The sequence below is a fragment of the Bordetella sp. H567 genome (assembly GCF_001704295.1).
GTDB lineage: Bacteria > Pseudomonadota > Gammaproteobacteria > Burkholderiales > Burkholderiaceae_B > Bordetella_C.
This window is the reverse complement of record NZ_CP012334.1, coordinates 5,442,873-5,461,602: the sequence shown is the minus strand read 5'-3', so window position 1 is coordinate 5,461,602 and position 18,730 is coordinate 5,442,873. Positions and strand designations below refer to the sequence as shown.

27 protein-coding genes are annotated in these 18,730 nt (G+C 62.8%); 26 read left to right on the top strand and 1 reads right to left on the bottom strand.

Going from position 1 to position 18,730, the window contains the following annotated elements:
- Positions 1 to 2 precede the first annotated feature (2 nt).
- The 14 genes from fusA (at position 3) to AKI39_RS24420 (ending at position 10,435) form a co-directional block, all read left to right on the top strand.
- Positions 3 to 2,108, top strand: a complete 2,106-nt coding sequence (fusA, locus tag AKI39_RS24485; protein ID WP_066641804.1) for an elongation factor G — start codon at positions 3 to 5, stop codon at positions 2,106 to 2,108.
- Positions 2,109 to 2,185: 77 nt separating this feature from the next.
- On the top strand, positions 2,186 to 3,376 hold the full coding sequence (tuf, locus tag AKI39_RS24480) for an elongation factor Tu (protein ID WP_066641803.1): 1,191 nt from the start codon (positions 2,186 to 2,188) through the stop codon (positions 3,374 to 3,376).
- Positions 3,377 to 3,442: 66 nt separating this feature from the next.
- Positions 3,443 to 3,754 carry a 30S ribosomal protein S10 gene (gene rpsJ / locus AKI39_RS24475; protein WP_066357409.1) on the top strand — a complete coding sequence of 104 codons (312 nt, stop codon included), beginning with the start codon at positions 3,443 to 3,445 and terminating at the stop codon, positions 3,752 to 3,754.
- A 295-nt stretch (positions 3,755 to 4,049) separates the two neighbouring features.
- Entirely contained in the window at positions 4,050 to 4,739 is a 690-nt protein-coding gene (rplC, locus tag AKI39_RS24470; protein WP_066641802.1) for a 50S ribosomal protein L3, read from the top strand.
- Positions 4,740 to 4,744: 5 nt separating this feature from the next.
- Positions 4,745 to 5,362, top strand: a complete 618-nt coding sequence (gene rplD, locus AKI39_RS24465; protein ID WP_066641801.1) for a 50S ribosomal protein L4 — start codon at positions 4,745 to 4,747, stop codon at positions 5,360 to 5,362.
- Positions 5,359 to 5,655, top strand: coding sequence for a 50S ribosomal protein L23 (rplW, locus tag AKI39_RS24460; protein WP_066641800.1), 297 nt, complete (start codon positions 5,359 to 5,361; stop codon positions 5,653 to 5,655). Before rplD ends, rplW begins: the two co-directional genes overlap by 4 nt.
- Complete coding sequence (gene rplB / locus AKI39_RS24455; RefSeq protein ID WP_066641799.1) at positions 5,656 to 6,483, top strand: 50S ribosomal protein L2; 828 nt, start codon at positions 5,656 to 5,658, stop codon at positions 6,481 to 6,483.
- A 12-nt stretch (positions 6,484 to 6,495) separates the two neighbouring features.
- A complete protein-coding gene (gene rpsS, locus AKI39_RS24450) occupies positions 6,496 to 6,771 on the top strand; it encodes a 30S ribosomal protein S19 (protein WP_066641797.1) in 276 nt (91 codons plus the stop codon).
- A gap of 3 nt (positions 6,772 to 6,774) precedes the next feature.
- Complete coding sequence (gene rplV / locus AKI39_RS24445; protein ID WP_066641792.1) at positions 6,775 to 7,104, top strand: 50S ribosomal protein L22; 330 nt, start codon at positions 6,775 to 6,777, stop codon at positions 7,102 to 7,104.
- 9 nt (positions 7,105 to 7,113) lie between these two features.
- A complete protein-coding gene (gene rpsC, locus AKI39_RS24440; protein WP_066641790.1) occupies positions 7,114 to 7,914 on the top strand; it encodes a 30S ribosomal protein S3 in 801 nt (266 codons plus the stop codon).
- Between the two features lie 2 nt (positions 7,915 to 7,916).
- A complete protein-coding gene (gene rplP / locus AKI39_RS24435) occupies positions 7,917 to 8,333 on the top strand; it encodes a 50S ribosomal protein L16 (protein ID WP_066357379.1) in 417 nt (138 codons plus the stop codon).
- A 10-nt stretch (positions 8,334 to 8,343) separates the two neighbouring features.
- Positions 8,344 to 8,535 (top strand): 50S ribosomal protein L29, encoded by a 192-nt coding sequence (gene rpmC / locus AKI39_RS24430; protein WP_066641789.1) that lies wholly within the window; start codon positions 8,344 to 8,346, stop codon positions 8,533 to 8,535.
- A gap of 2 nt (positions 8,536 to 8,537) precedes the next feature.
- Positions 8,538 to 8,819, top strand: a complete 282-nt coding sequence (gene rpsQ, locus AKI39_RS24425; protein ID WP_066641788.1) for a 30S ribosomal protein S17 — start codon at positions 8,538 to 8,540, stop codon at positions 8,817 to 8,819.
- A gap of 299 nt (positions 8,820 to 9,118) precedes the next feature.
- Positions 9,119 to 10,435 carry a hypothetical protein gene (locus AKI39_RS24420; RefSeq protein WP_066641780.1) on the top strand — a complete coding sequence of 439 codons (1,317 nt, stop codon included), beginning with the start codon at positions 9,119 to 9,121 and terminating at the stop codon, positions 10,433 to 10,435.
- Here the strand turns inward: AKI39_RS24420 and AKI39_RS24415 are convergent.
- Positions 10,422 to 11,849, bottom strand: a complete 1,428-nt coding sequence (locus AKI39_RS24415; RefSeq protein WP_066641779.1) for an NAD-dependent succinate-semialdehyde dehydrogenase — start codon at positions 11,847 to 11,849, stop codon at positions 10,422 to 10,424. The genes AKI39_RS24420 and AKI39_RS24415 overlap by 14 nt on opposite strands.
- 292 nt (positions 11,850 to 12,141) lie before the next feature.
- Between AKI39_RS24415 and AKI39_RS24410 the strand changes: the two genes are divergently transcribed.
- The 12 genes from AKI39_RS24410 (at position 12,142) to secY (ending at position 18,729) form a co-directional block, all read left to right on the top strand.
- Entirely contained in the window at positions 12,142 to 12,897 is a 756-nt protein-coding gene (locus AKI39_RS24410) for an aspartyl/asparaginyl beta-hydroxylase domain-containing protein (protein ID WP_066641778.1), read from the top strand.
- Positions 12,898 to 13,296: 399 nt separating this feature from the next.
- Entirely contained in the window at positions 13,297 to 13,674 is a 378-nt protein-coding gene (gene rplN, locus AKI39_RS24405; protein WP_066357374.1) for a 50S ribosomal protein L14, read from the top strand.
- A 10-nt stretch (positions 13,675 to 13,684) separates the two neighbouring features.
- Positions 13,685 to 14,005 carry a 50S ribosomal protein L24 gene (rplX, locus tag AKI39_RS24400; RefSeq protein ID WP_066641774.1) on the top strand — a complete coding sequence of 107 codons (321 nt, stop codon included), beginning with the start codon at positions 13,685 to 13,687 and terminating at the stop codon, positions 14,003 to 14,005.
- A gap of 12 nt (positions 14,006 to 14,017) precedes the next feature.
- On the top strand, positions 14,018 to 14,557 hold the full coding sequence (gene rplE, locus AKI39_RS24395) for a 50S ribosomal protein L5 (RefSeq protein WP_066641772.1): 540 nt from the start codon (positions 14,018 to 14,020) through the stop codon (positions 14,555 to 14,557).
- A gap of 11 nt (positions 14,558 to 14,568) precedes the next feature.
- A complete protein-coding gene (gene rpsN, locus AKI39_RS24390) occupies positions 14,569 to 14,874 on the top strand; it encodes a 30S ribosomal protein S14 (protein WP_066641770.1) in 306 nt (101 codons plus the stop codon).
- 10 nt (positions 14,875 to 14,884) lie between these two features.
- On the top strand, positions 14,885 to 15,280 hold the full coding sequence (rpsH, locus tag AKI39_RS24385) for a 30S ribosomal protein S8 (protein ID WP_066641769.1): 396 nt from the start codon (positions 14,885 to 14,887) through the stop codon (positions 15,278 to 15,280).
- A gap of 10 nt (positions 15,281 to 15,290) precedes the next feature.
- Positions 15,291 to 15,824 (top strand): 50S ribosomal protein L6, encoded by a 534-nt coding sequence (rplF, locus tag AKI39_RS24380; RefSeq protein WP_066641768.1) that lies wholly within the window; start codon positions 15,291 to 15,293, stop codon positions 15,822 to 15,824.
- Positions 15,825 to 15,845: 21 nt separating this feature from the next.
- Positions 15,846 to 16,211 carry a 50S ribosomal protein L18 gene (gene rplR, locus AKI39_RS24375; RefSeq protein WP_066641767.1) on the top strand — a complete coding sequence of 122 codons (366 nt, stop codon included), beginning with the start codon at positions 15,846 to 15,848 and terminating at the stop codon, positions 16,209 to 16,211.
- A 15-nt stretch (positions 16,212 to 16,226) separates the two neighbouring features.
- Entirely contained in the window at positions 16,227 to 16,748 is a 522-nt protein-coding gene (gene rpsE / locus AKI39_RS24370) for a 30S ribosomal protein S5 (protein ID WP_066641764.1), read from the top strand.
- A gap of 3 nt (positions 16,749 to 16,751) precedes the next feature.
- Positions 16,752 to 16,937 carry a 50S ribosomal protein L30 gene (gene rpmD / locus AKI39_RS24365; protein ID WP_066357352.1) on the top strand — a complete coding sequence of 62 codons (186 nt, stop codon included), beginning with the start codon at positions 16,752 to 16,754 and terminating at the stop codon, positions 16,935 to 16,937.
- Positions 16,938 to 16,946: 9 nt separating this feature from the next.
- Positions 16,947 to 17,387 carry a 50S ribosomal protein L15 gene (gene rplO, locus AKI39_RS24360; protein WP_066641762.1) on the top strand — a complete coding sequence of 147 codons (441 nt, stop codon included), beginning with the start codon at positions 16,947 to 16,949 and terminating at the stop codon, positions 17,385 to 17,387.
- Between the two features lie 10 nt (positions 17,388 to 17,397).
- The gene (gene secY / locus AKI39_RS24355; RefSeq protein ID WP_066641761.1) at positions 17,398 to 18,729 is read left to right on the top strand and encodes a preprotein translocase subunit SecY; all 1,332 of its coding nucleotides are present in this window, start codon (positions 17,398 to 17,400) and stop codon (positions 18,727 to 18,729) included.
- The last annotated feature ends 1 nt before the right edge of the window (position 18,730 follow it).

Sequence of the window (18,730 nt, the reverse complement as noted above, 5' to 3'; positions counted from 1 at the left end):
TCATGGCTCGCAAAACCCCCATCGAGCGCTATCGCAACATCGGCATCTCTGCGCACATCGATGCAGGGAAGACCACCACGACGGAACGCATCCTGTTCTACACCGGCGTCAATCACAAGATTGGCGAAGTCCACGACGGCGCTGCCACCATGGACTGGATGGAACAGGAGCAGGAACGCGGCATCACGATCACGTCCGCCGCGACGACCGCCTTCTGGCGTGGCATGGCCGGCAACTATCCCGAGCACCGCATCAACATCATCGACACCCCGGGACACGTGGACTTCACCATTGAAGTCGAGCGTTCCATGCGCGTGCTCGATGGCGCGTGCATGGTGTATTGCGCGGTGGGTGGTGTGCAGCCGCAGTCCGAAACCGTCTGGCGCCAGGCCAACAAGTACGGCGTGCCCCGCCTTGCCTTCGTCAACAAGATGGACCGCACCGGCGCCAACTTCTTCAAGGTCTACGACCAGCTGAAGACGCGCCTGCGTGCCAACCCCGTGCCCATCGTGATCCCCATCGGTGCCGAGGACGGATTCACGGGCGTGGTGGACTTGATCAAGATGAAGGCCATCATTTGGGACGAGGCCAGCCAGGGCACCAAGTTCGACTACGTCGACATCCCGGCCGAGCTGCAGTCGTCCGCCGAGGAATGGCGCGAAAAGCTGGTGGAATCCGCCGCGGAATCGTCCGAAGAGCTGATGAACAAGTACCTGGAAACGGGTGAGCTCTCGGAAGAGGAAATCAACCAGGGCATCCGTTCGCGCACCATCGCCGGCGAAATCCAGCCGATGCTCTGCGGTACCGCCTTCAAGAACAAGGGTGTGCAGCGCATGCTGGACGCGGTCATCGACTACCTGCCTTCGCCCGTGGACATCCCCCCGGTCGACGGCCAGGACGACGACGGCAATGCGATCAACCGCAAGGCCGACGACACGGAAAAGTTCTCCGCGCTGGCGTTCAAGCTGATGAGCGACCCGTTCGTCGGGCAGCTGACTTTCGTGCGCGTGTATTCGGGCGTGCTGAAGTCCGGCGATACCGTCTACAACCCCATCAAGGGCAAGAAGGAACGTATCGGCCGCATCCTGCAGATGCACGCGAACAACCGCGAGGAAATCAAGGAAGTTCTGGCCGGCGACATCGCCGCCGTCGTGGGCCTGAAGGACGTGACGACCGGCGAAACGCTGTGCGATATCGATTCGCACATCCTGCTGGAGCGCATGGAGTTCCCCGAGCCCGTGATTTCGCAGGCTGTGGAACCCAAGTCCAAGAGCGACCAGGAAAAGATGGGCATGGCGCTGTCGCGCCTGGCGCAGGAAGATCCGTCGTTCCGCGTGCGTACCGATGAAGAATCGGGCCAGACCATCATTTCCGGCATGGGCGAACTGCACCTGGAAATCCTGGTCGATCGCATGAAGCGCGAATTCGGCGTGGAAGCCAACGTCGGCAAGCCCCAGGTGGCGTACCGCGAAACCATCCGCAAGAGCTGCGACGAAGCCGAAGGCAAGTTCGTCAAGCAGTCCGGCGGCCGCGGCCAGTACGGCCACGTGGTCATCAAGCTGGAACCGCTGCCCCCGGGCGGCGCCGGCTTCGAATTCGTCGATGCCATCAAGGGCGGCGTGGTTCCTCGCGAATACATCCCCGCGGTCGAAAAGGGTATCGTCGATTCGCTGCCGTCCGGCATCCTGGCGGGCTATCCCGTCGTGGACGTCAAGGCGACGCTGTTCTTCGGTTCGTACCACGACGTGGACTCGAACGAAAACGCGTTCCGCATGGCCGCTTCGATGGCCTTCAAGGAAGGTATGCGCAAGGCGTCTCCGGTGCTGCTGGAGCCCATGATGCACGTTGAAGTCGAAACCCCGGAAGACTATGCCGGTACGGTCATGGGCGACCTGTCGTCCCGCCGCGGCATGGTACAAGGGATGGACGATATCCCTGGCGGTGGCAAGATCATCAAGGCCGAAGTTCCGCTGGCCGAAATGTTCGGCTACTCGACCAGCCTGCGTTCGCAGACCCAAGGCCGTGCCACGTACACGATGGAATTCAAGCAGTACGCTGAAGCACCGAAGAACGTGGCGGACGAAGTTATCGCAGCCCGCACCAAGTAAATCATCCGCGATCCGCCCCGGCTGTGCCGGGGCGCCGCAATTACCGAGTTCCTTGAAAGTTCAAAGGATAGAAGATCATGGCAAAAGGCAAGTTTGAACGTACCAAGCCGCACGTGAACGTGGGTACGATCGGTCACGTGGACCACGGCAAAACGACGTTGACGGCGGCGATCACGACGGTGCTGTCGACGAAGTTCGGCGGCGAAGCGAAGGCGTACGACCAGATCGACGCGGCGCCGGAAGAGAAGGCGCGCGGTATCACGATCAACACGGCGCACGTGGAATACGAAACGCAGACGCGTCACTACGCGCACGTTGACTGCCCGGGGCACGCGGACTATGTGAAGAACATGATCACGGGTGCGGCGCAGATGGACGGCGCGATCCTGGTGGTGTCGGCCGCGGACGGCCCGATGCCGCAGACGCGCGAGCACATTCTGCTGAGCCGCCAGGTGGGCGTGCCGTACATCATCGTGTTCCTGAACAAGGCGGACATGGTGGATGACGCGGAGCTGCTCGAGCTGGTGGAAATGGAAGTGCGCGAGCTGCTGTCGAAGTACGACTTTCCGGGCGATGACACGCCGATCGTGAAGGGTTCGGCCAAGCTGGCGCTCGAAGGCGACAAGGGCGAGCTGGGCGAGCAGGCGATTCTGAAGCTGGCCGAGGCGCTGGACACGTACATTCCGACGCCCGAGCGCGCGGTCGACGGTACGTTCCTGATGCCGGTGGAAGACGTGTTCTCGATCTCTGGCCGTGGCACGGTGGTGACGGGTCGTATCGAGCGCGGGATCGTCAAGGTCGGCGAAGAAATCGAAATCGTCGGGATCAAGCCGACGGTGAAGACGACGTGCACGGGCGTGGAAATGTTCCGCAAGCTGCTGGATCAGGGCCAGGCCGGTGACAACGTGGGTATTCTGCTGCGCGGCACCAAGCGTGAGGAAGTCGAGCGTGGCCAGGTGCTGGCCAAGCCGGGTTCGATCACGCCGCACACGGACTTTGACGCCGAGGTGTACATCCTGTCCAAGGAAGAAGGCGGCCGTCACACGCCGTTCTTCAACGGCTATCGTCCGCAGTTCTACTTCCGCACGACGGACGTGACCGGCACGATCGAGCTGCCCAAGGACAAGGAAATGGTTCTGCCGGGCGATAACGTGTCGATGGTGGTCAAGCTGCTGGCGCCGATCGCCATGGAAGAAGGCCTGCGCTTCGCCATTCGCGAAGGCGGTCGTACCGTGGGCGCCGGCGTCGTCGCCAAGATCCTCAAGTAATTTCCCGACGCCGCGGGGCGGCTCCGCCGCCTGGTCCGCCCCGCATCTCGTTCTTTAGGAAACACCATGAAAAACCAGAAAATCCGCATCCGCCTGAAAGCGTTCGATTACAAGCTGATCGACCAGTCGGCTGCTGAAATCGTCGACACGGCGAAGCGTACCGGTGCCGTCGTGCGCGGCCCGGTGCCGCTGCCCACGCGCATCCGCCGCTACGATGTGCTGCGTTCGCCGCACGTCAACAAGACGTCGCGCGACCAGTTCGAAATCCGTACCCATCAGCGCCTGATGGACATCGTCGATCCCACCGACAAGACCGTCGATGCGCTGATGCGCCTGGACCTGGCCGCCGGCGTGGACGTCGAAATCGCGCTGGAGTAATCGACGCGCGTCCCCGACGCAACCATGGCCGCCGGTATGCAGATATCGGCGGCCATGTGCTTTTGTCGTGGTCCGTGGCGCATATGCCGCGTGTTGGGCCGCAGCGCTTGCGTGATGCCCGCGAAAACCGCTATACTCGCAAACTTGCCATTTTTGGCAGGGAAGTGCATGCGTGCGTAGTTATGCGCCATGGCGTCTGTATGCCATGTGTGCGTGGCGACGCCGATAACTGTAGGGCAAGCCGTTACCTTGCCCGATTAGCCCCGACCAATCGCAGTCGGGAATGGAGAAAACGATGTCGAATTCGACACCCACGCCCGCCGCTTTCCGGCTCGGGCTGGTGGGTCGCAAGGTCGGCATGACCCGCATTTTCACCGAGGAAGGCGAATCCATCCCGGTGACCGTGCTGGACGTGTCCAACAACCGAGTGACCCAGGTGAAGTCCCCGGAAGCCGACGGCTACGCCGCGGTCCAGGTGACTTACGGCACGCGCCGTGCCTCGCGCGTGACCAAGGCCCAGACGGGCCACTACGCCAAGGCCGGCGTTGAAGCCGGCAGCGTCCTGAAGGAATTCCGCCTCGATCCCGCCCGCGCCGCTGAATTCGCGCCTGGCGCGGTCATCGCCGTGGAAAGCCTGTTCGAAGCCGGCCAGCAGGTCGACGTCACCGGCACCACCATCGGTAAGGGTTTCGCCGGCACGATCAAGCGCCACCACTTCGGCTCGCAGCGTGCGTCGCACGGTAACTCGCGTTCGCACCGCGTGCCCGGCTCGATCGGCCAGGCGCAGGATCCCGGCCGGATCTTCCCCGGCAAGCGCATGTCCGGTCACCTGGGCGATGTCACCCGTACCGTCCAGAACCTGGACGTGGTGCGCGTCGACGCCGAGCGCGGCCTGCTGCTGGTCAAGGGCGCCGTCCCTGGCCACAAGGGCGCGGATGTCGTCGTGCGTCCGGCCATCAAGGCCCCGGCCAAGAAGGGAGCGTAAGCACCATGGAACTCAAGCTCCTGAATGAACAAGGTCAGGCCGCGACGTTCAGCGCGCCCGACACCGTTTTCGGTCGCGACTACAACGAAGCGCTGATCCACCAGGTCGTCGTGGCTTTCCAGGCCAATGCCCGCAGCGGCAACCGTGCCCAGAAGGACCGTTCGGAAGTCAAGCACAGCACCAAGAAGCCCTGGCGCCAGAAGGGTACCGGCCGCGCTCGCGCCGGTATGACCTCGTCGCCGCTGTGGCGTGGGGGCGGCCGGATTTTCCCGAACTCGCCCGAAGAGAACTTCAGCCAGAAGGTCAACAAGAAGATGTACCGTGCCGGGATCCGCTCGATCCTGTCGCAGCTGGCTCGCGAAGACCGCATCGCCGTCGTCGATACGTTCACGCTGGACACGCCCAAGACCAAGCTGGCCGCGGCCAAGCTGAAGGACCTGGGCCTGGATTCGGTGCTGATCATCACCGATAGCGTCGATGAAAATGTTTACCTCGCCACCCGCAACCTGCCGCACGTTGCCGTGGTCGAACCGCGTTATGCCGATCCGCTGTCGCTGATCCACTATCGTAAAGTGCTGATCACCAAGCCGGCCATCGCTCAACTCGAGGAGATGCTGGGATGAACACCGAACGCTTGATGCAGGTGCTCCTGGCTCCGATCGTGACCGAAAAGGCCACGTTCGTCGCCGAGAAAAACCAGCAAGTCGCTTTCCGCGTGGTCGACACGGCCACCAAGCCGGAAATCAAGGCTGCCGTCGAACTGCTCTTCAAGGTGCAGGTCGAGTCCGTGCAGGTCCTCAATCGCAAAGGCAAAGTCAAGCGCTTTGGCCGGTTCATGGGTCGCCGCCGCAACGAGCGCAAGGCCTACGTATCGCTCAAGGAAGGCCAGGAAATCGACTTTGCGGAGGTGAAGTAAATGGCCCTCGTAAAAATGAAACCGACCTCCGCCGGCCGTCGCGGCATGGTGAAGGTCGTCAGCCCGAACCTGCACAAGGGCGCGCCGGTCGCTTCTCTGCTCGAAAAGAAGAAGCGCGGCTCGGGCCGTAACAACAACGGCCATATCACCGTCCGCCATCGTGGCGGCGGCCACAAGCAGCATTACCGTGTCGTCGACTTCCGTCGCGACAAGGACGGCATCCCCGCCAAGGTCGAGCGCCTGGAATACGACCCCAACCGTACGGCGCACCTGGCACTGCTGTGCTACGCCGACGGCGAGCGTCGCTACATCATCGCGCCCCGTGGCCTGGAAGTTGGTGCCTCGCTGGTGTCGGGTATCGAAGCCCCGATCCGCGCCGGCAACACGCTGCCTATCCGCAACATCCCGGTCGGTACCACGATCCACTGCATCGAGATGCTGCCGGGCAAGGGTGCCCAGATGGCCCGCTCGGCCGGCGCGTCCGCCGTGCTGCTGGCCCGCGAAGGTACCTACGCCCAGGTCCGCCTGCGTTCCGGCGAAGTGCGTCGCGTGCACATCGAGTGCCGCGCCACCATCGGCGAAGTCGGTAATGAAGAACACAGCCTGCGCCAGATCGGCAAGGCCGGTGCGATGCGTTGGCGCGGTGTGCGTCCGACGGTTCGTGGCGTTGCCATGAACCCGGTCGATCACCCGCACGGTGGCGGCGAAGGCCGTACCGGCGAAGCTCGCGAGCCGGTCAGCCCTTGGGGCACTCCGTCGAAGGGTTTCAAGACCCGTCGCAACAAGCGGACGAACAACATGATCGTCCAACGGCGCAAGCGCAAGTAAGAGGCGAACACTATGTCACGTTCGATCAAGAAAGGCCCGTTTGTCGATTCGCATCTGATCAAGAAGGTGGATACGGCTGTCGCGGTCAAAGACAAGAAACCGATCAAGACCTGGTCGCGCCGTTCCACGATCCTGCCCGAGTTCATCGGGCTGACGATCGCTGTGCACAACGGCAAGCAGCACGTTCCCGTTTATATCAACGAGAACATGGTCGGTCACAAACTGGGCGAGTTCGCGCTGACCCGTACTTTCAAGGGTCACGCGGCGGACAAGAAGGCCAAGAGGTAAGCGATGGAAACGACTGCCATTATCCGTGGTGTTCACATCTCGGCGCAGAAGACCCGTCTGGTCGCGGACATGATCCGTGGCAAGTCGGTCGCGCAAGCGTTGAACATCCTTACCTTCTCCCCCAAGAAGGCCGCCGGCATCCTGAAGAAGGCTGTCGAGTCCGCCATCGCCAATGCAGAGCACAACGACGGTGCCGACATCGACGAGCTGAAAGTGACCACGATTTACGTGGACAAGGCTCAGTCGCTGAAGCGCTTCTCGGCTCGCGCCAAAGGCCGCGGCAATCGTATCGAGAAGCAGACCTGCCACATCACGGTCAAGGTCGGCGCCTAAGGAGTCACGATGGGTCAGAAAATTCACCCCACTGGGTTCCGCCTCGCGGTTACCCGTAACTGGTCCTCGCGTTGGTACGCTGACGACAAGGCTTTCGGCGGCATGCTCGCCCAAGACATTCGCGTGCGCGAGTACCTGAAGAAGAAGCTCAAGAGCGCTTCCGTCGGTCGCGTGGTCATCGAACGTCCGGCCAAGAACGCCCGCATCACGGTGTACTCGGCGCGTCCCGGTGTCGTCATCGGCAAGCGCGGCGAGGATATCGAAAGCCTGAAGGCCGATCTGCAGCGTCTGATGGGCGTGCCCGTGCACGTCAACATCGAGGAAATCCGCAAGCCGGAAACCGACGCGCAGCTGATCGCCGATTCGATCTCGCAGCAGCTGGAAAAGCGGATCATGTTCCGCCGTGCCATGAAGCGTGCCATGCAGAACGCCATGCGTCTGGGTGCCCAGGGCATCAAGATCATGAGCTCGGGCCGTTTGAACGGCATCGAAATCGCGCGCACCGAATGGTATCGCGAAGGCCGTGTGCCGCTGCACACGCTGAAGGCGAACATCGACTACGGCACCTCGGAAGCCCATACCACCTACGGTGTGATCGGCATCAAGGTCTGGGTCTACAAGGGCGACATGCTGGCCAACGGCGAACTGCCGCCCGAGACCGCCGCGCCCCGCGAAGAAGAGCGTCGTCCGCGTCGCGCCCCGCGTGGCGACCGTCCTGACGGCGGTCGTCCTGGACGCCCCGGCGGCGGTGGCGGTCGTGGCCGCGGTCCCCGCAAGGCGGATGCTGCCCCGGCGCCTGAAGGAGAATAATCATGCTGCAACCCTCACGCAGAAAGTATCGCAAAGAGCAGAAGGGCCGTAATACCGGCCTGGCCACGCGCGGCACGAACGTGTCGTTCGGCGAATACGGCCTGAAGGCGACCGGTCGCGGCCGCCTGACCGCCCGCCAGATCGAAGCCGCCCGTCGTGCCATCAACCGTCACATCAAGCGTGGCGGTCGTATCTGGATCCGCATCTTCCCGGACAAGCCGATTTCGCAGAAGCCGGCCGAAGTCCGTATGGGTAACGGTAAGGGCAACCCGGAATACTGGGTCGCCGAGATCCAGCCCGGCAAGGTGCTCTATGAAATGGAAGGGGTCAGCGAAGAGCTCGCACGCGAAGCTTTCCGCCTGGCCGCCGCGAAGCTGCCGATTTCGACGACGTTCGTTGCGCGTCACATCGGTGCTTAAGGAGTCCTAAATGAAAGCCAGTGAACTCCGCTCGAAAGACGCCGCCGAGCTGCAGAAAGAACTCGAAAGCCTGCTCCGAGCCCAATTTGGTCTGCGCATGCAGAAGGCCACGCAGCAACTTGCCAACACCAGCCAGCTGGGCAAAGTGCGCAAGGATATTGCGCGCGTCCGCACCGTGCTGACCCAGAAGGCAGGGAAATGATCATGAGCGAAACGCAAAACACCCAACAAGCCAAGCGCAAGCGCACGCTGGTCGGCAAGGTCGTGTCCAACAAGATGGACAAGACCGTTGTCGTCCTGGTCGAACGCCGCGTGAAGCACCCGATCTACGGCAAGATCGTCATGCGCTCGAACAAGTACAAGGCGCACGACGAAACCAACCAGATCAATGAAGGCGACACCGTGGAAATCGCGGAAGGCCGCCCGATCTCCCGCTCCAAGTCCTGGAGCGTGGTGCGTCTGGTCGAAGCCGCTCGCGTGATCTGAAGCCGGCGCCTTCCCCGGGGCAGGTTCGCCCGAGGAGAGCGCATGCCCCCGCCGATATCGCCTGTCCGCAGGTAGATAACGGCAGGGTGCGGGAAGAATGAAACCAGGGGCATCGCCCTTGGCAGTCTGTAGACAAACCCCCGGTTCTGCCGGGGGTTTGTCGTTTCTTGGCAGGAAGCCGTCGCCACCGCCATGCCGGACGGCGGTTTGGCGAGCGGGACGTCTTCGTCCCTGCGGGTGGAACGGCAGCCGAGGCATTCGTACTCAGAAAATTCCCACGTTTATCTGAGGAGAGTGTCATGGTGGAAGTTCAGACCGGCATCACGGCGCCAGTTCAAGCGCTTGCCGTCGCCGATGCCGAGGCTGGTGCGAAGCGCGAATCCATCGCCGCCGCCACGAGCCTGGCCGCGTTAGCGGGTGCGTACCAGGCCTTCACGGCGGTGCCCCGTGGCAAGCAGCCGCCCGCGTCTTTCGATATCCCTATCCGGGACGAGGCGGCGTCCGCCATGGGCGCCCACCGCGCGCGGCGTTCGGCCGATGCGGGTAGCGCCCCCGTTGCAACGGGGGGGGCCGATCGCGGTTCGGGCTTGCCTTCGGCCGCCGACGAATCCGCCAGCGACTATACGATGCGCATGCCCGCGGCGGCCACGGTCTCTGGTGAGTTCGCCGCCGGCGTGCCGGTTGCCGATGACTTCTCTGTCGCTGTGCCACCGCTGATCGCGCGCACCGAAAGCCCAGCCGCCTTATCCTGCGCCGCTACCCACCACACCCGGGCACCAGGGTGCGCCTGGTTCGATCGTCTGGATGGCTATGTCGCCACGCCCAGGCAAGCCGGCGATCGCGCGAAGGCAGCTGCGCCGGACGGCGGCGTGTCCAAGGCAAGGATCGATTGGGGCGAAATCTTCGCCATCCTGGGCGGCAAGGATCCACGGATAGGCGTCACGCCTTACCGCTTGCAGCGCTCGGCGCGCGACGCGCAGGCCACCGTGCCGGCTTCGCGCGAGCCTGTCGTTGGGGCCCTCTTGACGCCGGATTTCGGAGTCGAATTGATCCGGGTGTTCCGCAGCAGCGAACTGAGCACCTGGCAGCGCGCGGATGCCATATCGCGCGTCCTGCAGGAATGGGCCGAGGAAGGGCCATCGGCACGGGCCGGCGAACGCCTTCGAAAGCTATTCGAACCGGCCTATATCCACACGCCCGACGAACCGGCGGGAGCCATCGTCGTGGACGCCGTCCTGCTGCACCTGATGGATCGAGGGCGTTATCCCGAGCTGGTAAGAGGCCATATAGAGAGCCTGAAGCGCAGCGGCGACTATGAGCCCCTGGTCCAGGCCTTGCGCCGCCACTACCCGGACAAGGACGTCGCATGGGCCGAGGGCACCGTGGACAAGCTGCTCGGCAGCTGGAGTCCGTCATTGACGGACGCCTCCGCAAGCGGCGACGGCGAGTCCATACCGCCTGGTATCGATCTCGATACCAGGCTGCGCAAGTTTCACCAGCTGATGAATCCCGACTACCGGCCAGGCCAGGGCAAGCCCGTCATCCGGCGGCACGGCAGCGCGGATGAAGATTCCGTGCGCCAGGCCCGACCGGATGGTCCGATCAGATATGCGTGATGAACTTCGTCACCAAGTAGCCGTCGAAGGTCTCCGTCCCGCCTTCGCTGCCGATGCCACTGTCCTTGACGCCGCCGAACGGCGTTTCCGCCAAGGCGCTGCCAAAGTGGTTGATGTTGACCATGCCCGCCTCCAGCGCATTCGACACCTTGGTGGCGGTCTTCAGCGAATTGGTGAACACGTACGACGATAGGCCGAAAGGCAGGCTGTTGGCGCGCTTGATGACTTCGTCGGTGTCCGTGAAGGGCACCACCGGGGCCAACGGCCCGAATGGTTCTTCCGTCATCAGCATGGCGTCCTCGGGCAGGTCCGTGATGACCGTGGGCGCGAAGAAATGGCCCGCGCGTTCGATCGGCGCGCCGCCCAGCACCACCTTGGCGCCTTTTTCCACGGCGTCCTCGACGAAGCGGGTCATGGTGGGCACCCGGCGCTCGTGCGCCAGGGGGCCCATCTCCGTGCCCGCTTCCAGCCCATTGCCCACCTTGATGTTCTTCAGCACATCGGTGAAGCGCGACAGGAACTTGTCGTAGGCGCCCTTCTGCACATAGAAGCGGGTGGGCGACACGCAGACCTGTCCCGCGTTGCGGATCTTGAAGCGGGCCAGCATTTCCGCCGCGCGATCGATGTCGGCATCGTCGAACACCAGCACCGGCGAATGGCCGCCCAGTTCCATGGTGCTGCGCTTCATGTGCGCGCCGGCCAGGGCAGCCAGGTGCTTGCCGACCGGGACGGAGCCCGTGAAGGAGATCTTGCGCACGATGGGCGAACGGATCAGGTATTCCGAAATCTTGGCTGGCTCGCCCCAGACGATGTTCAGGCAGCCGGGGGGTAGGCCGGCGTCATGGAACATGCGGGCGATGGCCATGACCGCGCTGGGCGAGTCTTCCGGGCCCTTCAGGATGATGGTGCAACCGGCGCCCAGGGCCGCGGCGACCTTGCGGATGGCCTGGTTGTACGGGAAGTTCCAGGGCGTGAAGGCGGCACACACGCCGATGGGCTCGCGCACCACAAACTGCCGCACGTCGGGGTTGCGCGGCGGGATCACACGGCCGTAGATCCGGCGGCATTCCTCCGCATGCCATTCGCAGTGTTCCGAGCAGCTGGTCACTTCCAGCACGGCCTCGGCCAGTGGCTTGCCCTGGTCCATGGTCATGTTGCGGCCGATCTCCTGGGCGCGTTCGCGCGACAGTTCGGCGACCTTGCGCAGGATGCGCGAGCGTTCCATCGGGGATGTACGGCGCCAGGACTCGAACGCCCGCTGCGCCGACTGCAGGGCGCGATCGAGGTCAGCCTCGTTGGCGTGCGGCAGTTTGCCCAGGACTTCCAGCGTGGCCGGATTGGTCACGTCCTGGCTCTGCCGGCCATCGCCGGATAGGAATTCGCCATCGATATACAACGCCAACTGTTCGTACATGCTGTCATCCCTCGTTGGAAGATTGGATGCGGCAGAGGCCGCGTCATCGTCAGTCTATACCGGGCCCTTCATCGCGCCGCGTGCCGGAAACTGGCCGGACGGGGCCTGTCAGGTCGGAGTACCAGTCGCGGTATTATCCTCTGCGACACGGAACCCTGCAGGGCTTCGGCCGTCAATAAAGAGGCGTCTTGATGGGCGGGTCCCGGGCTAGGGAAAGGCCCCCAGGCCGCGCCGGTGGTCCAAGCGGGACGTTGCCGGATCTGATTAGCGAACGACATCATCGCCTAATACTGTGCAGCCACTCGACACCGCTCCGCCCCGAAATTCCCCGTCCCTGTTTTCCCGCGCCTTTTTCGCCGTCGTGGACGCCCTGCACAACGCGATCGCGCGCGCGTCCCTGGTAGGGGATCACCCCATCTTCGATAATGCCGCCTTTCCCTGGCTGCCCGCGCTGGAAGCCCGCGCGCCCGACATCCGGGCTGAACTGCGGGAAATCCTGCGCGACCGTGACAAGCTGCCGGCCTTCCATGAACTGTCGCCGGACGTCGCGACCATCACCACCGATCGCCAGTGGAAGACCTTCGTGTTCATGGCCTACGGCCTGCGGGCCGAGCGCAACCTGGCGCGATGTCCCGCCACGGCGCAGGCCATCGCTGCAATACCAGGGATACGCACCGCCTTCTTCTCCATCCTGGAGCCCGGCAAGCGCATACCGCCGCACCGGGGCCCTTATAACGGCGTCCTGCGGCTGCATTTGGCCCTGGTCGTGCCGGAACCGCGGGAGCGCTGCTGGATCGAGGTGAACGGCCAGCGCTATGTGTGGCAGGAAGGCCGGGCGGTCGTGTTCGACGACCTGTACCCGCACCAGGTCCACAACGACACCGACGGGCTGCGGGCAGTGCTGTTCATCGATTTCGACCGCCCGTGCCGCTGGCCGGTCAGCTGGCTGAACCGGCTGGTACTGGCTCTGGCGCCCATGACGTCCGAGATCCGCCAATCCAAGGCCAACCACGAGCTGTGGGAAAAAGGCTACTACGGAGATAATTGAAGAAGCCACTTGCACGGGACTGGCCGGCGCGCTAGAATTGCTAGCTTTCCCGAAGAACCTCCAGGTCTACAGGCGTCAGGGCCAAACCCGACGCGAACGGATCCAGGTGGCGCTTGGGGAAATCCGCAGGATACCAGCTCTGGTTTCGTCCAGATTCAAGGCGCGGGTTCGCAGCAGCCGCTGTGTGGGTTCAGTTCCCGGGATTCAAATCCAGGGGCGCCCGGCAAGCGGTGTTGGGATCTTCGTCGGGAATCGCCGGGCGGACCGGGGTTATCAAACCCTTACGGGACCAAAACTGACGAAAAGAGCGGTTTTGCCCGCGCCATCGCGGCGGCCTGCAAAGGCTGGCGACACTGGGGCGGCAGCGGCACTTTTCGTTAAGTTGGAACAGGAAAAATCATGATCCAAATGCAGACCACGCTGGACGTGGCCGACAACACTGGTGCGCGCCGAGTGCGGTGCATCAAGGTGCTCGGCGGATCCAAGCGCCGTTATGCCGGTATCGGCGACATCATCAAAGTCAGCGTCATCGACGCCGCGCCGCGCGGCCGTGTCAAGAAGGGCGAAATCTACAACGCCGTGGTGGTGCGCACCGCCAGCGGCGTGCGCCGCAAGGACGGCTCACTGATCCGTTTCCCGGGCGTCAACGGCAACGCCGCCGTTCTGCTGAACGCCAAGAAGGAACCGATCGGCACCCGCATCTTCGGACCCGTGACGCGCGAGCTGCGTACCGAGCAGTTCATGAAGATCGTGTCGCTGGCCGCCGAAGTGCTGTAAGGAGCCCTCGATGAACAATATCCGCAAAGGTGACGAAGTCATCGTCCTGACCGGCCGCGACAGGAAGCGTCGTGGCACGGTGCTGCAGGTCGTGAGCGCCGACTATGTGCTGGTTGAGGGCGTGAACGTCGTCAAAAAGCACACCAAGCCGAATCCCATGGCCAACAATCCCGGCGGCATCATCGAAAAGACGATGCCGATCCATATTTCGAACGTCGCGCTGTTCAACCCGGCAACGGGCAAGGGCGACCGTGTCGGCGTCAAGGAAGTCGATGGCCGCAAGGTGCGCGTCTTCCGTTCCAATGGTGCCGAAGTCGGCGCCAAGGCGTAAGGAGCGTAAGACATGACTCGTCTGCAAGACCTGTATCGCGACAAGATCGTCGGCGAGCTCAAGACCAAGTTCGGTTACAAGAGCTCGATGGAAGTGCCGCGCATCACCAAGATCACGCTGAACATGGGCGTGTCCGAAGCCGTGGCCGACAAGAAAGTGATCGAGCACGCCGTGTCGGATCTGACGAAGATCGCCGGCCAGAAGCCCGTGATCACCAAGACCCGCAAGGCTATCGCCGGCTTCAAGATCCGTGAGAACTATCCGATCGGCTGCATGGTGACCCTGCGCGGCGAACGGATGTACGACTTCCTGGATCGCCTGGTCGCCGTGGCCTTTCCGCGTGTGCGCGACTTCCGTGGCGTGTCCGGCCGTGCTTTCGATGGCCGTGGCAACTACAACATCGGGGTGAAAGAGCAGATCATTTTCCCCGAAATCGAGTACGACAAGATCGACGCGTTGCGTGGGCTGAACATCAGCATCACCACCACTGCCAAGACCGACGAAGAAGCCAAGGCGCTGTTGACGGCGTTCAGCTTCCCGTTTCGTAATTAAGGGACGATGACGTGGCCAAACTCTCACTCATCAATCGCGACATCAAGCGTGCCAAGCTGGCTGACAAATTCGCCGCCAAGCGCGCCGCATTGAAGGCGATCATCGACGATCAGTCCAAGACTGACGAAGAACGTTACCAAGCTCGGCTCAAGCTGCAACAGCTGCCGCGCAACGCAAATCCCACCCGCCAGCGCAATCGCTGCGTGGTTACGGGTCGTGCGCGTGGCGTGTTCAGCAAGTTCGGCCTCACGCGCCACAAACTTCGCGAAATGGCGATGAAGGGTGAAATCCCCGGCATCACCAAGGCCAGCTGGTAGGAGAACAAATATGAGCATGAGCGATCCGATCGCCGATATGCTGACCCGCATTCGCAATGCGCAGCAAGTTGACAAAGTCACGGTGACCATGCCGTCCTCGAAGCTGAAGGCGGCCATTGCTGCCGTGCTGAAGGACGAGGGCTATATCGATGGTTTCCAGGTCAAGGGCACGCAGGCCAAGCCTGAGCTCGAGATCGCCCTGAAATACTACGCCGGCCGTCCGGTTATCGAGCGCATCGAACGCGTCTCGCGCCCCGGCCTGCGTATCTACAAGGGACGCAGCAACATTCCCGAGGTCATGAACGGCCTGGGCGTTGCCATCGTGTCGACCTCTCGCGGCGTCATGACGGACCGCAAGGCGCGCGCCAATGGCGTGGGCGGCGAAGTCCTGTGCTACGTGGCCTAAGGAGAGTCGAATGTCACGTATAGCCAAATACCCGGTCGAAGTGCCGAAGAACGTCGAAGTGGCGTTGAAGGAAGACCAGATCACCGTCAAGGGTCCGCTGGGCACGCTGGTGCAGGCGCTGACCGGCGACGTTACGGTCAAGCTGGACGAAGGCAAACTGACCTTCGTCGCGGCGAACGAAAGCCGCCACGCCAATGCCATGTCGGGCACGGTGCGCGCGCTGGTCGCGAATATGGTTACCGGCGTCAGCAAGGGTTTCGAACGCAAGCTGAACCTGGTGGGCGTGGGTTACCGCGCCGCTGTGCAAGGCGACGTCGTCAAATTGCAACTCGGTTTCTCGCATGACATCGAGCACGCGCTCCCCAAGGGTGTCAGTGCGAAATGTCCCACTCCTACGGAAATCATCCTCAGCGGAGCCGATCTGCAGGAAGTGGGCCAACAGGCGGCCAAGATCCGCGCTTACCGCAAACCCGAACCCTACAAGGGCAAGGGCGTGCGCTATGCGGATGAACGCGTCATCATCAAAGAAACCAAGAAGAAGTAACGGCGGACGCAAGGACGAATCATGGACAAGAAAGTATCTCGTTTGCGTCGTGCGGTTCCGACCCGCCGGAAGATCACCGAACTGCGCGTTCATCGCCTGTCGATCTTCCGCTCGAACCTGCACATCTACGCGAACATCATTTCGCCGGAAGGCGACCGCGTGCTGGTCAGCGCTTCCACGTTGGAAGCCGAAGTGCGCAACCAGCTCGCCGGCCAAACCGGTCGCGGCGGCAACAAGGCCGCAGCCGAACTGGTGGGCAAGCGCGTGGCCGAAAAGGCCAAGGCCGCTGGTATCGAGCTGGTCGCGTTCGATCGCTCGGGCTTCCGTTACCATGGCCGCGTGAAGGCGCTGGCCGATGCCGCGCGTGAAGCCGGCCTCAAGTTCTAAGCGAGGATCAGTCAAATGGCTAAACCACAAGGCAAAGGCGCCGTGGAAAAAGAGAACGACGACGGCCTGCGCGAAAAGATGATCGCGGTGAACCGCGTCAGCAAGGTGGTCAAGGGCGGCCGTACGATGAGCTTCGCCGCGCTGACCGTGGTCGGTGACGGCGATGGCCGCATCGGCATGGGCAAGGGCAAGGCGCGTGAAGTGCCGGTGTCGGTCCAGAAGGCGATGGAACAGGCTCGTCGCGGCCTGTTCAAGGTTGCCCTGAAGAACGGCACCCTGTACCACACCGTGGTCGGCAAGCATGGCGCTTCCACCGTGCTGATTTCCCCGGCTCCCGAAGGTACCGGCGTGATCGCCGGCGGCCCGATGCGCGCCATCTTCGAAGTGATGGGCGTGCGCAACATCGTCGCCAAGAGCCTGGGTTCCAGCAATCCTTACAACATGGTCCGCGCCACGCTGAACGGCCTGCGCGCTTCCATGACTCCGTCGGAAGTCGCGGCCAAGCGCGGCAAGACCGTCGAAGAGATCCTGGGGTAAGTCATGGCTCAGAAGCAGATCAAAGTCACCCTGGTGCGCTCGGTTATCGGTACCAAGCAATCCCACCGCGACACCGTGCGCGGCCTGGGCCTGCGCCGTATCAATAGCTCGCGCGTCCTGCAGGATACGCCTGAGGTGCGCGGGATGATCCGTACTGTGGATTACCTGGTCACCGTTACGGAAGTCTAAGGAATCGCGATGTCGGAAATTCAACTCAACACGCTACAGCCCGCCGAAGGCAGCAAGCACGCCAAGCGCCGTGTCGGCCGCGGTATCGGCTCGGGCCTGGGCAAGACCGCGGGTCGCGGCCACAAGGGCCAGAAATCGCGTTCGGGCGGCTTCCATAAAGTCGGTTTCGAAGGCGGTCAGATGCCGCTGCAGCGTCGCCTGCCCAAGCGTGGCTTCACGCCGCTGGGCCAGCACCTGTATGCAGAGGTTCGCCTGTCCGAGCTGCAAAAAGTACCCGTCGACGAAATCGACGTTCAGGTGCTGAAGCAGGCCGGTGTGATTGGCCAGCAGGTCCGCTATGCCAAGGTCATCAAGTCTGGCGAACTGTCGCGCAAGGTCGTGCTCAAGGGCATTACCGCGACGGCCGGCGCTCGCGCCGCCATCGAGGCCGCGGGCGGCTCGCTCGCCTGAGAGGTGATCAGTGGCTAACGCACAGGCACTGGGCAAGACCGGACCGCGATACGGCGATCTGAAGCGCCGTTTCGTATTCCTCGTGCTCGCCCTGGTGGTTTACCGCCTGGGCACCCACATTCCCGTGCCGGGCATCAACCCGGACGCGCTGGCTGATCTGTTCAAGCAGAATCAGGGCGGGATCCTGGGCCTGTTCAACATGTTCTCGGGCGGAGCGCTGTCGCGGTTCTCCATCTTTGCCCTCGGGATCATGCCGTACATCTCGGCGTCCATCATCATGCAGCTGATGTCGGTGGTTGTCCCATCGCTGGAAGCGCTGAAGAAGGAAGGCGAGGCAGGCCGTCGCAAGATCACGCAGTACACCCGCTACGGCACGGTCGTGCTGGCGCTGGTGCAGGCGGTGGGGATTTCGGTGGCGCTGGAATCGCAGCCGGGGCTGGTCACGGATCCCGGCATGCTGTTCCGTTTCACGACGGTGATCACCCTGCTGACCGGCACCATGTTCATCATGTGGCTGGGCGAGCAGATCACCGAGCGGGGATTGGGCAATGGGATTTCCATCCTGATCTTCTCGGGTATCGTGGCGGGGTTGCCCAATGCGCTGGCCGGCTTGCTGGACCTGGTGCGGACGAACTCGATGTCGGTGCTGTCGGCGCTGTTCATCGTCGCCCTGGTGATCGTGGTGACGGCATTCGTGGTGTTCGTGGAACGCGGTCAACGCAAGATCACGGTCAACTACGCCAAGCGTCAGGTCGGGAACAAGATCTATGGCGGCCAGAGCTCGCATCTGCCGCTGAAGCTGAACATGGCCGGCGTGATCCCGCCGATCTTCGCTTCGTCGATCATCCTGTTTCCGGCGACGATCACCAGCTGGTTCTCCAGCAGCCAGCACATGCGTTGGCTGGGTGACCTGGCCGCCGCGTTGTCGCCGCGTCAGCCGCTGTACATCACCCTGTATTCGGCCGCGATCATTTTCTTCTGCTTTTTCTACACGGCCCTGGTTTTCAACAGCCGCGAAACTGCAGACAACCTGAAGAAAAGCGGTGCCTTCGTCCCTGGCATCCGTCCCGGCGAACAGACCGCGCGCTATATCGACAAGATATTGATGCGCCTGACGCTGGCGGGAGCGCTGTACATCACCCTGGTGTGCCTGTTCCCCGAATTTCTGGTCATGCGTTGGAATGTGCCGTTCTACTTCGGCGGCACGTCGCTGTTGATTATCGTCGTGGTGACGATGGATTTCATGGCTCAGGTTCAGGCCTACATGATGTCCCACCAGTACGATTCACTGCTCAAGAAGGCCAACTTCAAGGGCTCGAACTCGAACCTGCCGATGCGTTAAG

Coding starts and splice junctions, on each gene's coding strand:
- fusA (WP_066641804.1), top strand. CDS start 3: ATGGCTCGCAAAACCCCCATCGAGCGCTATCGCAACATCGGCATCTCT.
- tuf (WP_066641803.1), top strand. CDS start 2,186: ATGGCAAAAGGCAAGTTTGAACGTACCAAGCCGCACGTGAACGTGGGT.
- rpsJ (WP_066357409.1), top strand. CDS start 3,443: ATGAAAAACCAGAAAATCCGCATCCGCCTGAAAGCGTTCGATTACAAG.
- rplC (WP_066641802.1), top strand. CDS start 4,050: ATGTCGAATTCGACACCCACGCCCGCCGCTTTCCGGCTCGGGCTGGTG.
- rplD (WP_066641801.1), top strand. CDS start 4,745: ATGGAACTCAAGCTCCTGAATGAACAAGGTCAGGCCGCGACGTTCAGC.
- rplW (WP_066641800.1), top strand. CDS start 5,359: ATGAACACCGAACGCTTGATGCAGGTGCTCCTGGCTCCGATCGTGACC.
- rplB (WP_066641799.1), top strand. CDS start 5,656: ATGGCCCTCGTAAAAATGAAACCGACCTCCGCCGGCCGTCGCGGCATG.
- rpsS (WP_066641797.1), top strand. CDS start 6,496: ATGTCACGTTCGATCAAGAAAGGCCCGTTTGTCGATTCGCATCTGATC.
- rplV (WP_066641792.1), top strand. CDS start 6,775: ATGGAAACGACTGCCATTATCCGTGGTGTTCACATCTCGGCGCAGAAG.
- rpsC (WP_066641790.1), top strand. CDS start 7,114: ATGGGTCAGAAAATTCACCCCACTGGGTTCCGCCTCGCGGTTACCCGT.
- rplP (WP_066357379.1), top strand. CDS start 7,917: ATGCTGCAACCCTCACGCAGAAAGTATCGCAAAGAGCAGAAGGGCCGT.
- rpmC (WP_066641789.1), top strand. CDS start 8,344: ATGAAAGCCAGTGAACTCCGCTCGAAAGACGCCGCCGAGCTGCAGAAA.
- rpsQ (WP_066641788.1), top strand. CDS start 8,538: ATGAGCGAAACGCAAAACACCCAACAAGCCAAGCGCAAGCGCACGCTG.
- AKI39_RS24420 (WP_066641780.1), top strand. CDS start 9,119: ATGGTGGAAGTTCAGACCGGCATCACGGCGCCAGTTCAAGCGCTTGCC.
- AKI39_RS24415 (WP_066641779.1), bottom strand. CDS start 11,849: ATGTACGAACAGTTGGCGTTGTATATCGATGGCGAATTCCTATCCGGC.
- rplN (WP_066357374.1), top strand. CDS start 13,297: ATGATCCAAATGCAGACCACGCTGGACGTGGCCGACAACACTGGTGCG.
- rplX (WP_066641774.1), top strand. CDS start 13,685: ATGAACAATATCCGCAAAGGTGACGAAGTCATCGTCCTGACCGGCCGC.
- rplE (WP_066641772.1), top strand. CDS start 14,018: ATGACTCGTCTGCAAGACCTGTATCGCGACAAGATCGTCGGCGAGCTC.
- rpsH (WP_066641769.1), top strand. CDS start 14,885: ATGAGCATGAGCGATCCGATCGCCGATATGCTGACCCGCATTCGCAAT.
- rplF (WP_066641768.1), top strand. CDS start 15,291: ATGTCACGTATAGCCAAATACCCGGTCGAAGTGCCGAAGAACGTCGAA.
- rplR (WP_066641767.1), top strand. CDS start 15,846: ATGGACAAGAAAGTATCTCGTTTGCGTCGTGCGGTTCCGACCCGCCGG.
- rpsE (WP_066641764.1), top strand. CDS start 16,227: ATGGCTAAACCACAAGGCAAAGGCGCCGTGGAAAAAGAGAACGACGAC.
- rpmD (WP_066357352.1), top strand. CDS start 16,752: ATGGCTCAGAAGCAGATCAAAGTCACCCTGGTGCGCTCGGTTATCGGT.
- rplO (WP_066641762.1), top strand. CDS start 16,947: ATGTCGGAAATTCAACTCAACACGCTACAGCCCGCCGAAGGCAGCAAG.